This window comes from Telluria sp. ZB4P37 (genome assembly GCF_059685855.1).
Genome location: NZ_JCASID010000004.1, coordinates 286,819 through 300,032 on the forward strand (window position 1 = coordinate 286,819; position 13,214 = coordinate 300,032).

A 13,214-nucleotide genomic window follows, 5' to 3' on the forward strand; every position below is an offset into this window, starting at 1 on the left:
GGTGGCTTTATGGCAAACTTGCCAGCGCCTTGTAACAATGTTGCTTGTAAGGGAGAAAACAATGTCTCAGCAGGAAAGCGCGCCCCTCCGTTTCACCGGCCTGTTCGTCAATCCGGTCGGCCAGCGCCGCGCGGATTTCCAGCATGCCTGCGCCGACCTGTTCGAGGGCTTGCGCGCGGCTGACGGCGCCGAGCAGGCCGCCGCCATGCTGGAGGAAGCGCCGGCCGACGTCGTGGTGCTCGACCTCGAGCGCTTCGATCTTGGCATCGACCTGCCGGCACTTGGCCAACTGGTGGCGTCACGCGGCGGCCGCCCGGTGCTGGTCCTGTGCCCATTCACGAATGCGCGCTGGCTGCCGGCGCTGATGCAGCACGGGCCGCTCGACTACGTGATCGGTCCTCTTGCAGCGAGTGATACGCGCAACCAGGTCGAGGCGCGCCTGCAGGCCGGCTTCGCGACATCGAACGAGCCGAGCGCCCGGGAGGCCGAACTGGCCGCGCTGCTGGCCGTGCGCACCGAGGCGCAGGCGGCGCTGCTCGAAGTCGACGACGGCATCCGCTTCGCCGAGCGCCTGTGCGCGGCGCTGTTGCGCTGGCCGGGCGTGGTGCATGCCGCCGTCTTCGGGCTGCACGAGGGAAGCGACCTGCGGCTCGACGCCCAGCACGGCATGCCCGGCCTGGACCTGGTCGCCATTCTGCAGCGCCGCGAGCGCCTGTTGCAGTCGCCGCTGCGCCATGCCTTCCCCGGCCTGCTGGCCGCCAGCAGCGGCGAAGCGGCCCTGCTCGACGCGCCGGAGAAAGCCGGCGAGCCGGAACTGGCTAGAGCGCTGCGCGGCCATGGCGTGCAGATGGTGCTCGGCCTGCCGATCCCGGCCTCCGGTCCCGGGGCGCCGCGCGGCGCCCTGTGCCTGCTGTTCGATCATGCAAGGCCCTTTTCGCGCGCCCAGCTCGCGGCATGCGACGACCTGGCGCAGATGGCCGCTTTCGGCCTGCGCATGGCGGAACTCATGCGCGAAAGCGAAGAGTTGCTGGGACGCGTCACCCACCTGGCCACCACCGATGCGCTCACCAACGTAGCCAACCGGCGCCAGGGCGAATACCTGATGGAGCAGGAGATCAGGCGCGCACGCCGCTACCGCCTGCCGCTGGCCCTGATCGCCTTCGACATCGACCGCTTCCGCGCCATCAACGACAGCTTCGGCCACCCGGTCGGCGACATGGCGCTGCGGGTGGTGGCCGATACCGCGCGCGGCCTGCTGCGCTCGAGCGACGTGCTGGTGCGCTCGGGCGGCGAGGAATTCCAGGTGATCGCCCCGCATACCAGCGCGATCGACGGCCTGAAAATGGCGGAGAAGCTGCGCGCGGCGATCGAAGCGGCCGAGATCCCGGGCTGCGACCACGTCACGGTCAGCCTCGGCGTGGCCCAGCTCGGAGAGACCGAGAGTGGCGATTCGCTGGCGGTGCGGGTCAATGCGGCGCTGGCGCGCGCCAAGCGTGCAGGGCGCAACTGCGTCGAGCTGGCGATGCAATAAGAACCTGTCCCAGCAGGGTAGGAGTCGTTGCTGGCGCGCCTGACAGGCGGGTGCTGCGTTGCTCGTCGTTGCATGGCTCGCCATGCGGCCTCCTCGCGCCTTGCCCGCGCTTGCCATGCATCGCCATCAACTTCCTCCTCCCTATTGGGATAGGTTCCAATGTTGTTTTCGCCGCCGGCCCCTGTGGTAGGCTAGCGGCTTTTCTCTCAGGCAATACCCATGCTCTCCTGGTTGCAGCACTACCGGCGCGCGATGCTGCCCGGCGATATCAGCGCCGGCATCGTCGTGGCGATGATGATGATCCCGCAGGGCATGGCCTATGCGCTGGTGGCCGGCCTGCCGCCGGTGGCCGGCATCTACGCGAGCATCGTGCCGCCGCTGCTGTACGCGCTGTTCGGCACCAGCAGCACGCAATCGGTCGGGCCGATGGCGATCACTTCGCTGATGGTGGCATCCGCATTGGCGCCGCTCGCCGCGCCCGGCAGCGCGCTGTATGGCGTGCTGGCCGCCCAGCTGGCCTTGCTGTCGGGCGCGGTGCTGCTGGCCTGCGGCTTGCTGCGCATCGGCTTCGTGGCCAACTTCTTTTCCCGTCCCGTGATGAGCGGTTTTACCATCGGCTCGGCGATCCTGATCGCCTGGGGACAGGTCCGCCCGCTCCTTGGCGGCGCCCTGCCTGCCGTGCACTGGCCGAGCGCCGCGATGGGACTGGGCGCGCTGGCGCTGCTGCTGTGGGCACGCACTTTTCTGGCCGGGACGCTGCGCCGCATCGGCATGCGACCCTCCGCCGCCGACATCGGCAGCAAGCTCGCGCCGATGGTGGTCGTGATCGGCGCCACGATCCTGGTCGCCGTCCTGCAGCTCGACGCGCAGGGCGTGGCGACCACCGGCGCGGTGCCGGCCGGGCTGCCCGGCCTGAACCTGGCGACGTCTTCCGCGCACTGGCAAGCCTTGCTGCAGCCGGCGCTGCTGGTGGGTTTCATGATTTTCCTGATCAGCATGTCGGGCGCGCAGGCGCTGGCGCTCAAGCGTGGCGAGAAGCTGGGCAGCAACCGCGAGCTGGTAGGCCTGGGCGCGGCGAACATCGGCAGCGCGCTCTCGGGCGGCTTCCCCGTCACCGGCAGCATCTCGCGTTCGGCGGTGAACTTCGCGGCGGGAGCCAATAGCCAGCTGGCGAGCATGATCACGGCGGCGCTGCTGGCCCTTGCCCTGGTCGCGCCGTCAAGCTGGCTGGCGCTGTTGCCGCTGCCGGTGCTGGCGGCCACCATCATCGTCGCGGTGCTCGGCATGCTCGACCTCTCGCTGCTTTACACAGCCTGGCGCTACGACCGCGCCGACGCGGCGGCGCTGCTGGCGACCGCCGCCGGCGTGCTGGTTCTGGGTGTCGAGGCGGGCGTGGTGGTGGGCGTGGCGCTGTCGATGGGCGCGCTGATCTGGCGCGCCAGCCGCCCGCACATCGCGGTGCTGGGCCGGATTGCCGGCAGCGAGCATTTCCGCAACGTCGACCGCTACTCGACCGAGACCGCGCCTGGCCTGTTGATGCTGCGGGTGGACGCCGGCCTGTTCTTCGGGAATGTCGAGGCGGTGAACGAGCGCATCGAAGACGAACTGAAGGCGCATCCGGCCACGCGTCACCTGGTCCTGGTGCTGTCGGCGGTGAATTCGATCGACACCTCGGCCCTGTTTGGGCTGGGCGAACTCAATGCCTCGCTGCGCCAGCGCGGCGTGCTGCTGCACCTGGCCGAAGTAAAGGGGCCGGTGATGGACCGGCTCAAGCAGAGCAGCCTGCTGCAGGCGCTGAGTGGGCGGCTGTTCCTGAGTGCTGCCATGGCCTGGGACCAGCTCGCCGCCTAAGCCTGGGTTAATACGAGCGGGTTAATGTCGCTGTACTTACCGGAGAACACGATGCGCCGTCACCTGATCACACTGGCCTTTTTTGGTGCTGCCGCCACCCTGTGGTACTTCGGTCTGCGCGACGACGCGGCCCTCCTGATCGCGGGCGGAATCCTGTTCGAGATCGTGTTCTGGAAGCGCCTATTCCGGCGGCATAAAACGCGCTGACAGCGCATTCTTTTGTTGACCCGGATCGGACCCGGCTCTAGGATTCCTCGGGCGCGTATTGACGATGCGGCGACCTGACAGCCGCACGGCACGCAGGATAGTCCAAAGAGATAGGGGCAGGGATGACCCGAGACGAGATGCCGGCGACCGCTGTCGCCATTGGCCGGACGGCTGTCGCCCTGGCGCTTGCCGCGACGGTGGCCGCGCCATCGCGGGCCGCCGACATCCAGGCCAGCGGCCGCCTCATGGCTGGCAATATCTACCGGGTCCAGGACCGCGACCCGCATTTGCTCACCGGCGTGAATGCCGCCGCCATCGGCCTGGCCGGCTACGGCAGCGGCGGCAATGCGGACGACGCCAACACCAATTATGCCAGGGGCGACGCGGTATCGCGCATGGTCAAGGCCATGTTTGAAGTCTCGGCCAAGGAAGGCGACTGGTCTGGCTTGGTAGGCGTGAAAGCCTGGCACGATGCCGGCCTGGCGCACGACGGGCGGCCCTGGGGCAATGTGCCGAACTGGTATGCGGCCGGCGAATCCTTATCGGACCACGGCGCACCGCGCCTGTCGCGGTTTTCGGGCGTCGTCCTGCTCGACGCCTGGTTGCAGTATAAGTTCGCCGCGGCGGGCACGCCCTTGTTGCTGCGGCTGGGCCAGCAGACGCCGGGCTGGGGCAGTCGCTCGCTCACGCCGGGCGGCCTGGAAGTACTCGATCCGCGCGACATGCCCGGCCTGCACCGCGCGGCGCCGGTGGCTGCTGAAACCGTGGTACCGCGGCCGATGCTGTTCGCCCGCGCCGAGCCCACGCCGGAGCTCGGCATCGAAGCCTATTACCAGGGCGCCTTCCGCCCAAGCGCACTCGATCAATGCGGCACGATCTGGTCGATGAGCGACTACATCGTGGCCGGCTGCGACATCATCATGTCCGGCCAGCCGGTGGTGAGCGACCGTTCGCGCCTGGTGGTGGGTTCCTTCAAAAAGCGGCTGCCGACGCCCAAGCCCGAGGCCAGCGAATTCGGCGCCGGCATCACCTGGCATCCCGCCGCCTCCGGGATGAAACTGGGCCTGTACCACGCCCGCTATACCGGGCGCATGCAGATGCCCGGCGTGCGGCGCACCACCCGTCCCAACGGGCCGGCGCTGATCGCAGGCGACCCGGATGGCCGAAACCAGGCGTTCTACAGCGAATACCCGGAAGGGCTGCGCATCAGCGCGGCGACGCTGGAGTACAAGCGCGGCCCCGGCACCCTTTACGGCGAGCTGTCCTACCGCGACGGCGTGCCCTTCATGCTGGCCCCCGGCGACGTGATGCCGCCCTTCCTGAGCGCGACCGCGCCCTCGCTGCTGCGCGCGCGCGCCAATGCGGTGGCGCCGGGCGGGCTGCTCCCCGGCTACGACCTGTATGCGGTGTGGCAGGCGCAGTTCGGCCTGCGCCGCGAATGGCTGCTCGCCGGCCTGCCGGTGGCGGCCAATATCGAGGCGGTCGGCAAGCATGCGCGCAACTTGCCGCATCCGTCGGTGATGCGCTACGGGCGTGCCGACATCTTCGGCGCCGGCCCGGTGTTCGGCGTCTGCTCGGTGCATACGGGCGATGCGGCGCGCCAGTGCAGCCTGCGTGGCTATGCCACGCCGAATTCCTGGGGTTACCGGCTGCGAATCGATGCGCGCCTGCCGGAGCTGGCGCCGCAGCTGCTTGCCAGCGTGAGCACGCTGTTCGTCCACGACGTCAAGGGCTGGTCGGGCGACCTGCTGCTCAATGAAGGGCGCAAGTCGCTGAGCATGGCGCTGCGCTTCGAATACCGCGAGCGCTACCTGGCGGAGCTGGGATACCAGCCAACCTGGGGCGGGGACTACCACCAGGCCGCCGACCGCGATACCGCGTCGGTGGCGGTGGGCGTGCGCTTCTGAGCGATGCGCGGGTCCGGAAGGGACCTGCGAGTGGCCGGCCGGGACCGGCCGTGGAATCAGGCGCGGCGGCGCTGCGGCTCCGAGGCGTCGCGTGGCGGCGCCAGCTTGATCGGTGCGGCCTGGTCGGGATACAGGGCCTGCCGGCCCTCGTAGAGTGCGGCGATCGCTGCCATGTCCTGCTCGGTGTCGCCGCTGAGCGTGAGCGTGTCCACCACGCTCAGCACCTTGGTGCGGTAATCAATGTACACCAGCAGCAGGGGCACCTTGGCCATCGTGGCCAGGTGGTAGAAGCCGCTTTTCCAGTGCGGCCGGTAGCTGCGCGTGCCTTCCGGGGTGATCCCGATCCAGCACCATTCCGATTTGAGCATGGTGTTGGCCAGCTGGCGGGTCGCGCCCATCGAGGCGCGCCGGTCCACCGCGATGCCGCCCCAGTAGCGCATGATCGCGCCCATCGGGCCGCGGAACAGCGAATCCTTGGCCACCCAGCGGAACTTCAGGCCGACCGCCCACTTGCCGACCAGCCCGACCAGGAAGTCCCAGTTCGAGGTGTGCGGATAGACCACGGCGATGCCATGCGGCCCCGGCAGCTGCTTGTAGCGCAGGTTCCAGCCGGCCAGGTTCAACAGGCGCAGCGCGAGGCGCTGGCTCAGGGTGGGAAGGTCTGCGGCGCGCAGCATGTAATCGCTCATCGAATCTCCGTCGCTATACGAAATGCTATTTTCTATAAGCAATGTTACTGCAGAAAAATAAGCGTCGAATTCTATAGTGCGGCGGGGAGGGCAACAAGCAAAAATGCTGGTGCGGGTCATGAGCTGTGGTTATCATGCCGCTGAAAAATGGGCAACCGAGGGGGCAACTGAGCGCCATCCGGGCAGCAACGGAGCGGCCGGCCGGCGGTACCGGGGCGGTTAAACCGGCGCCGTCCGCGGCAAGCGACAGCCCCATGCATTATTGAACAATCAAGCAGAACGAGCGCGAGGAGAACTGCAGATGGATATCACGATTTACCATAACCCGAACTGCGGGACGTCGCGCAATACCCTGGCGGCGATCCGCGCGGCCGGGCACGAGCCGCAGGTGGTGGAGTACCTGAAAAATCCGCTGAGCCGTGAACAGGTGCAGCAGATGATCGCCGCCGCCGGCTTGAGCGTGCCTCAGGCCATCCGCAGCAAGGAAGCGAAGTTCGCCGAACTCGGCCTCGATGCGCCGGGTACGGGCGACGCGGCGCTGCTCGATGCGATGGCCGCGCATCCGGCCCTGCTCAACCGTCCCTTCGTGGTGACGCCCAAGGGCGCCCGCTTGTGCCGCCCGTTCGAGCTGGTGCACGAGATCATCTGATCACTCCGTGGCCGTGGACATCGGTGCCGCCAGTTCCGGCGGCGTGTAGGGAACCGCGCCGATATCGGTGGGCCGCCTTGGCTTGCCGCCGGCCGCGTCCATGCCGCCCGGCGCCAGTCCCTTGCCGATCGCCGGCGAGCCCGGCTGCAGCCGGAAATCCGGCTCGGCGCCGGCGCGGGTGTAGTCGACGAACATGGGGCCGGCGCTGACGGTGCCGGCATGCTCCCTGCCGGCGGGCAGCTTCCAGTCGCTGCCGCCGTTCTGGAAAACCAGGTTGTTGCGGTAAGTGAGGTCGGACCCGGTCTCGCCCTGTTCCACGATGCCATGGCCATTGTCGACCACGATGTTGTTGACCGTGTGCGTATGGTCGTTCGGCCCCTTGCTGTGATAGTAGCCGCCGCCGCCGACCACGATGCCGGTCCCGGACGCCACCACGGTATTGCCGCGGATGGTGACGTTGGTGGCGTCGTGCCACAGGTGGATGCCGCTGCCCGAGGCCCGGTAGATGATGTTGTCGCGCACACTGGCCCGGGTGCTGATATAGATGCCGTGCATCGTCCGGCAGTCTGGCGGGCCGATGTCGTGCACCTGGTTGCCGACCACTTCGGCATCGTTGCCCTTGTAATAGCTGTCGATGCCGATGCCCGCGCCGCCCCTGGCTTCGCAGGGCACGTCGTTGCCGACGTGGTGGATGCGGTTGTGGTGCACGCCGTTATTCGAGCCGGCATTGTAGATGCCGCTCAGCCATTTCATGCCGCTCTGGTACTGGGTGCCGTCAATCTCGAAGCCCACGATGTCGAGGTGGTTGGCGCGGTTGTCCCAGGCCGCCGGCCGCCGCGAGTCGAGCGGCGGGACCAGCCGCGCACCCCATCGCTCGGTGGACTCGAACACGATGCGCGCCTCGGCCGTGCCGTGGGTATTGGTGCGGATGCCACCGAAATAGGTGCCCGGCGCCACGTGCACGGTAGTGCCGGGCGTGGCAGCCTGCGCCGCTCGCGTGAGCGTGCGGAAGGGCTCGTCGCGGGTGCCGGGATTGCTGTCCGAGCCGGACGGGGCGACATACAGGTGGGTGCGCACCAGCTCCGGGATGACGAGGTCTTCCTGCCCGGCCTCGCGCAGGCGGCAGCCGGAAAGCAGGGCGGCAAGCGCCAGCGCCGCCAGCGGCGCAAGGAATAAGGCTAGGACATGGTTGGATAGTCGGCGCAGCATCGTTCCCTCGTGGCAGCGGATGTGATTCGGCCAGTTTGACGCCGCACAAGCCGGAACGGGGCCGGTTAGCTCAATGTATTCCTTGAGCGTGCTCAACACGCGCAGTTGCCGGCAGCGCCGCCGCTGCAGACCCAGGTGTCAGATCGCCTGCGCCACCGCCGGCATGTAGGTATCGACGAACTCCGCCGGCATGCCGCGCACGCGGCCGCTGCTGATCTCGATGCAGACCAGGTCCCAGCGGCCCCGCAGCACGGTGGCGCCGTCGCTGTCGCGCACCAGCTGGAAGCGGCGCTCCAAGGCCAGCCTGCCGTCGCCCGCCACCAGCCAGGTGGCCAGCGTCAAGGCTTCGCCCGCGAAGGTCGGCAGCAGGTAATCGTACTCGCCGCGCCGGATCGCCATCGCGCGGTCCAGGCGGCGGTAGTCGCTCAGCGACAGGCCGAGCCGCTCCGAATGGGCCCAGCCGGCCTGCTCGCACCAGCGCACGTAGACGGCATTGTTGGTGTGGTCCAGGCCGTCGATGTCGCCGGTTGCCGGCGTGACGGGCAGGGTGAAGGGGTGCGGATAATCCCAGTCCAAGCTATGTCCTCGTGATGCGGGTGAAGCGGCGCGCAGCCGCGATACCGCTATTCTACGGGCTGGCGAACTGCTGCAAAGCCGGCCGTGGCATGCGATGATGGCCCCAAGACCCATGCCTGGAGAGTCGATGTTTACCATGATCCTCTTGCTCTACCTGCAGCAGCACCGCGACGTGACGCTCGAGAGCAGCAGCCTGCGCGGCAGCTTCAAGACCAAAAAGGCCTGCGAAGCTGCCGCCCTGCGCCTGCGCGGCCCCTTGCCCACGCCCGACGGCTATGCCGCCGCCTGGCATGACGTGCTTTGCATCCCGATCAACCGCAACGTGGAAGTCAACGAGGGCAAGCCGGTCGACCTGGGTAAGCTCTTGCAGGGGCGCCCGCCGATCGTGTGCGAGGGCTCCGGTGCCTGGCGCCGCGTGGCGGAATTGTGCATGCCGGCGCCGAGGCCGCCTAATGGAAAAGGCGGCATGAACTAGGAACTGCGCTGCCGGCGCTGGATACTCATTGCCCCGCCGGCGGTTCCCAGAGCTCGACCTTGTTGCCTTCCGGGTCGATGACCCAGCCGAATTTGCCGTATTCCGAATCTTCCCGTTTCTCCAGCACCTGGCAGCCTTCTTCGCGCAGCACCGCGAGCAGTCCGTCGAGGTCGGCGACGCGGTAGTTGATCATGAAGGAGGCATTGCTCGGGGCGAACTGGCCGTTGTCGGGTGGGCCGACCGACCAGATGGTCGTGCCCTTGGTCGGGTTGCCGGCCTCGTCGGTCCAGGTGAAGGCGGCGCCGCCCCATTCGAGGACGTCGAGGCCCAGATGCCGCTTGTACCAGGCGCGCAGGGCCACCGGGTCGTTCGCGTGGAAAAAGATGCCGCCGATGCCAGTAACGCGTTGCATGTGGGTCCTTGATCTAGGAAAGTGGCAAAACATTAGCATAGCTGTATGCGCTGTGGAAACTTAATCGCGCTTCCAGGTGGCATGGCTTGGGCAGCTGATCAGGCCGGCGGTACCGTTGCCGCCTTGCACGTCGAAGGCGCTTGGGCCGATGGCGTTGCCGATGCCCGGCTTGACGCCGCCGCTGATGCGGCAATAGACCCGCCCCCCTTGCCGGAACCGGTAGATGATTTCGCCATCGGGGGCGGTATAGGTTTCGCTCACGAGGGTGCGGCTGGTGTCGATGTGGGCGCCCTCGAGCGCGCGCGTGAAGCGGCCCCATGGCGTGTCCGCCACGGCCGGTACGCCGGACTTGCCCTTGCGCAGTTCGCGGTCGATGGCGCCGGCATCCCGGCGCGCGCGCCCGACCATCGCGTCGAGCGGTGCTTCGGCAGACGCGGGCGCTGCGGTGATGGCAGGCGGGTCGGCGGCCAAGGCTGGCGCATCGGGGGGCGGTGTAACCAGTTCCGGTTCACGCACGGCATCCGGCAGTGCCGGCATGCGGCTGCGCGGCGCCACGCTGCGAGTAGGCTCCACCGTACGGCGCGCGGAGGCGAGCTCCGGCGCCGGCGGCGGAATCGGGATCACATTGAAGATGCGCTCCTCGAAGCTTTGCTCGGCCGGCAGGTGCGCGGCACGCCAGCCCCAGGCCAGCAGCAGGTGCAGGCCAAGGGCGGCCACCAGCGGCCAGCCAGGTCTGCGGCGCGGGAAGGCCGCGTCGCCTGGAAAGCTCAAGGCTTAAGACTTCGGTGCCGTCAGGGCCTTCTTGATCGCCACGCAGCGCTGGTCTTCCTGCAGCGCGTCGAGCAGGGAGCGGCGGGTGCCGGCCGATAGGTCCTTCATGCTGTCCGCCGCGCGGCCAAGGCGCTGCACGCTGGCCGGGGTGCAGCCGGTCGGGATCATCGAACCGGCGTAGGAACGCATGTAGACCGGACCGGCCGCCTTGTCGATCGCCTGCAGTTTCGCCAGGCGGCCGGCGGCGGTCTGCTCGGCCAGCTGCTTCTGCTCGGCCGGGTACATGCTGCCGATCACGGTGCGCACCTTGGAGAACGGCAGCTTGGTCTGCAGGTCCTGCACGGTGGCCAGCCATTCGGCCTTGACCTTCGGGTCCGGGCGCACCACAGTGGCGGCCAGCGCGGCTCCTTGCCCGGTGTCGGACTTGTCGCGCGCCGCCTCGAGCTCGACCAGCCTGGCGGCGCCACTGGCGTCGTAGCGGTTCAGGCGATTGATGATGGCCCAGCGCTGGTCCTGGCCGATGTTCAGGCCTTCGGTGCCTTTGCCGTCCAACATGCCGGCCAGGCGCGCCAGCGCTTCCGGGCTGCTCGCCACGCTCAAGTAGGTCGCGAACCAGCGGCGCTGGAAGTTGTCGTTGCCCTTGTATGCGACGACGCCATTCCATGCCATGTCTTCGAGCTGTTTGCCGGTCTGCTTGCTGTACGCGTTATCGAGGGCCATCGCGTCCAGGTAGTATTTCGACGTGCTGACCTTGCCCAGCACGTCGCCCAGCAGGGTGTAATCCTTTTCCTGGGGCGCGTTGGCCAGGGCGACCTTGATGAAGTCGTTCAGCGGCAGCTTGGCGTCGCGTACGCCGTCCCACAAGCTTTGCCACAGCATGGCGCGCAGCAGCGGGTCGTCCACGCCGGCCAGGGTCGTGCGGGCGGTCTCGAAGGAGCGCTTGTCCAGCTGGACCTTCACGAAGCCCCAGTCCTGGTAGTTCGGGTAGACCAGGTCCGGACAGGCCGCGCCCACCATGCCCGGCACCTTGGTCGTCGTGCCGGAATAGGTGACCGGGACATTCTTGGCCAGCACCAGCTTGCCGTTCTCCAGCTTGAACGCGCCGACCTGCACGCGCTGTTCGCGCAGCGTCGGCAGGGCGCGGCTAGCCGCCGTCTGCTGCAGCGAGAACGCGTTGATTTTTCCATTGGCGCAGGTGTAGTTGGCCGCAATCGTGTTCACGCCGGCCTGGTACAGCCAGTCCTGGGTCCACTTCGACAGGTCGCGCCCGGCAGCTTCGCCCAGGCTGCCGATGAAGTCTTCCAGCTTCGCGTTCTGCCACGAATACTTCACCAGGTAGTTGTGCACGCCCTTGCGGAAGACTTCTTCGCCCAGCATGTGGCGCAGCTGCTTGAGCGTGGAGGCGCCTTTCGAGTAGGTGATCGCGTCGATGTTATCAAAGGCATTGCTCGACGAGGGCACCGGCACCTCGATCGGGTGGGTCGAGACCTTCTGGTCCTGCGCATAGGCGGCCTGCTTGTCGTCCTGGAAGAAGGACTGCCAGGCATCCTTGAATTCGGTCGCTTCGGCGGTGGCCAGGGTGGCCATGAAGGCGGCGAAGCTTTCGTTCAGCCACAGGCCGTTCCACCACTTCATGGTGACCAGGTCGCCGAACCACTGGTGCGCCATCTCGTGCATGATGACTTCGGCCAGGCGCGCCTTCTGTGCGGCGGTCATCTCGGCCTTGTACAGGAAGCCGCCTTCGGCGAACGTGATCGCAGCCGCGTTCTCCATCGCGCCATACAGGAAGTCCGGCACCAGGAGCTGGTCGTATTTCTCGAACTGGTAAGGGATGCCGAAGTAGTCGTCGAAGAAGGCCAGGCCGTTCTTGGTGTAGCGGAACCAGTCGCTTGGTGTGACTTGCGCGGCGACCGACTGGCGCGCGAACAGGCGCATCGGGTACTTGCCGCTCTTGTCTTCCCAGACCTTGTAGGGGCCCGCGTGCAGCGAGAAGTTGTAGGGGCTGAGTTTCTTCGACTTCGGGAAGGTCCAGCGCTTGCCGCCGGTGGCGTCAAGGATGTTCGATTCGCGGGTGGTGGTGACCACTTCCCAGTCCTTCGGCGCGTTGACCGTGACGGTGTAGGTGGCCTTCAGGTCGGGCTGGTCGAACACCGCGAACATCTGGTGCGCGGCGGCCGGCTCGAAGTGCGAATAGGTGTAGACGCGGCCATCGGCCGGGTCGACCATGCGGTGCAGGCCTTCGCCGTTGGTGCTGTGCAGGCGCTCGTAGCTGACGGTGACGGTGTTGCGGCCCTTGGCCAGGTCTTGCGGCGCCAGGGGCAGGAACCACTTGTTGTACTGCGGCGCGACGGTCTTGCCGTTGACGGTGAGCGACTTGACGGTTGCCTTGTCCAGGTCGAGCGTGACGGCGGAATTGGTGTCAGTCAGGTCGAAGCTGACCGTGGTGGTGCCGGCGAAGCTTTCCTTGCCGGTGAGGGTGAAGTCCAGCACGTAGTCCACGTTCGACACGCGCGCCGAACGGGCGGCGGCATCGACTTGCGACAGGTAGGCATTCTCCGCGCGCGCCGGTGCGGGAGCGGCATGCGCGGCGTTGAATGCAAAGGCGGAAGCGATGGCGAGCGCCATCACGCGGGGTGCGAAGTTGTTCACAAAGTCTCCTGGACAGCGCAGGCTAGGTGCGCGATAAAAATAATCGCGCAAGAATAGCATGGGTGGGCTGTTGTTTACACCACATACATATCCGTTTATGGGGCGTATGTATGGGTAGGGGAGGCTTTGGTGGTGTGTCTGGAAAATTGGGTTCCCGCCTTCGCGCACTGGTGTCCAAGATAAGTGGCAGATGAGTTGCCAGGGGCTACCGAAGATGAGTTGCTGAAGGGTATCGGGAGGGGGTTGCAGGTAAAGGTTTAGGGTTGTAAAAACCCCGAGTTCTCACGC

The 13,214-nt window shown here is 67.2% G+C and carries 12 protein-coding genes; 6 read left to right on the forward strand and 6 right to left on the reverse strand.

Features of this window, described 5'->3' with window-relative positions:
- Positions 1–61: 61 nt before the first annotated feature.
- From AC56K1_RS10620 to AC56K1_RS10635, 4 genes are all read left to right on the forward strand, one after another.
- Positions 62–1,531 carry a GGDEF domain-containing protein gene (locus AC56K1_RS10620; protein ID WP_497157801.1) on the forward strand — a complete coding sequence of 490 codons (1,470 nt, stop codon included), beginning with the start codon at positions 62–64 and terminating at the stop codon, positions 1,529–1,531.
- A gap of 219 nt (positions 1,532–1,750) precedes the next feature.
- Positions 1,751–3,382, forward strand: coding sequence for a SulP family inorganic anion transporter (locus AC56K1_RS10625; RefSeq protein WP_497157802.1), 1,632 nt, complete (start codon positions 1,751–1,753; stop codon positions 3,380–3,382).
- Between the two features lie 51 nt (positions 3,383–3,433).
- Positions 3,434–3,589 carry a hypothetical protein gene (locus AC56K1_RS10630; protein WP_497157803.1) on the forward strand — a complete coding sequence of 52 codons (156 nt, stop codon included), beginning with the start codon at positions 3,434–3,436 and terminating at the stop codon, positions 3,587–3,589.
- Between the two features lie 122 nt (positions 3,590–3,711).
- A complete protein-coding gene (locus tag AC56K1_RS10635) occupies positions 3,712–5,496 on the forward strand; it encodes a DUF1302 domain-containing protein (RefSeq protein ID WP_497157804.1) in 1,785 nt (594 codons plus the stop codon).
- A 56-nt stretch (positions 5,497–5,552) separates the two neighbouring features.
- Here the strand turns inward: AC56K1_RS10635 and AC56K1_RS10640 are convergent, their stop codons facing one another.
- A complete protein-coding gene (locus AC56K1_RS10640) occupies positions 5,553–6,185 on the reverse strand; it encodes a 1-acyl-sn-glycerol-3-phosphate acyltransferase (protein ID WP_497157805.1) in 633 nt (210 codons plus the stop codon).
- A gap of 301 nt (positions 6,186–6,486) precedes the next feature.
- On the opposite strand from AC56K1_RS10640, the gene arsC reads away from it, so the two are divergent.
- Entirely contained in the window at positions 6,487–6,834 is a 348-nt protein-coding gene (arsC, locus tag AC56K1_RS10645) for an arsenate reductase (glutaredoxin) (RefSeq protein WP_497157806.1), read from the forward strand.
- On the opposite strand, the gene AC56K1_RS10650 is transcribed toward arsC, so the two are convergent.
- Both AC56K1_RS10650 and AC56K1_RS10655 read right to left on the reverse strand, forming a co-directional pair.
- Positions 6,835–8,043, reverse strand: coding sequence for a right-handed parallel beta-helix repeat-containing protein (locus tag AC56K1_RS10650; protein ID WP_497157807.1), 1,209 nt, complete (start codon positions 8,041–8,043; stop codon positions 6,835–6,837).
- Positions 8,044–8,181: 138 nt separating this feature from the next.
- Positions 8,182–8,619, reverse strand: coding sequence for an acyl-CoA thioesterase (locus AC56K1_RS10655; protein WP_497157808.1), 438 nt, complete (start codon positions 8,617–8,619; stop codon positions 8,182–8,184).
- A gap of 127 nt (positions 8,620–8,746) precedes the next feature.
- Here AC56K1_RS10655 and AC56K1_RS10660 point away from each other — a divergent pair, with 127 nt between their 5' ends.
- Positions 8,747–9,094, forward strand: coding sequence for a hypothetical protein (locus AC56K1_RS10660; protein WP_497157809.1), 348 nt, complete (start codon positions 8,747–8,749; stop codon positions 9,092–9,094).
- Positions 9,095–9,119: 25 nt separating this feature from the next.
- On the opposite strand, the gene AC56K1_RS10665 is transcribed toward AC56K1_RS10660, so the two are convergent.
- The 3 genes from AC56K1_RS10665 to pepN are packed head-to-tail and all read right to left on the reverse strand — an operon-like array spanning position 9,120 to position 12,926.
- Complete coding sequence (locus tag AC56K1_RS10665; RefSeq protein WP_497157810.1) at positions 9,120–9,506, reverse strand: VOC family protein; 387 nt, start codon at positions 9,504–9,506, stop codon at positions 9,120–9,122.
- 60 nt (positions 9,507–9,566) lie between these two features.
- Positions 9,567–10,277, reverse strand: coding sequence for a hypothetical protein (locus tag AC56K1_RS10670; protein WP_497157811.1), 711 nt, complete (start codon positions 10,275–10,277; stop codon positions 9,567–9,569).
- A gap of 3 nt (positions 10,278–10,280) precedes the next feature.
- The gene (gene pepN, locus AC56K1_RS10675) at positions 10,281–12,926 is read right to left on the reverse strand and encodes an aminopeptidase N (protein WP_497157812.1); all 2,646 of its coding nucleotides are present in this window, start codon (positions 12,924–12,926) and stop codon (positions 10,281–10,283) included.
- Between the last annotated feature and the right edge of the window lie 288 nt (positions 12,927–13,214).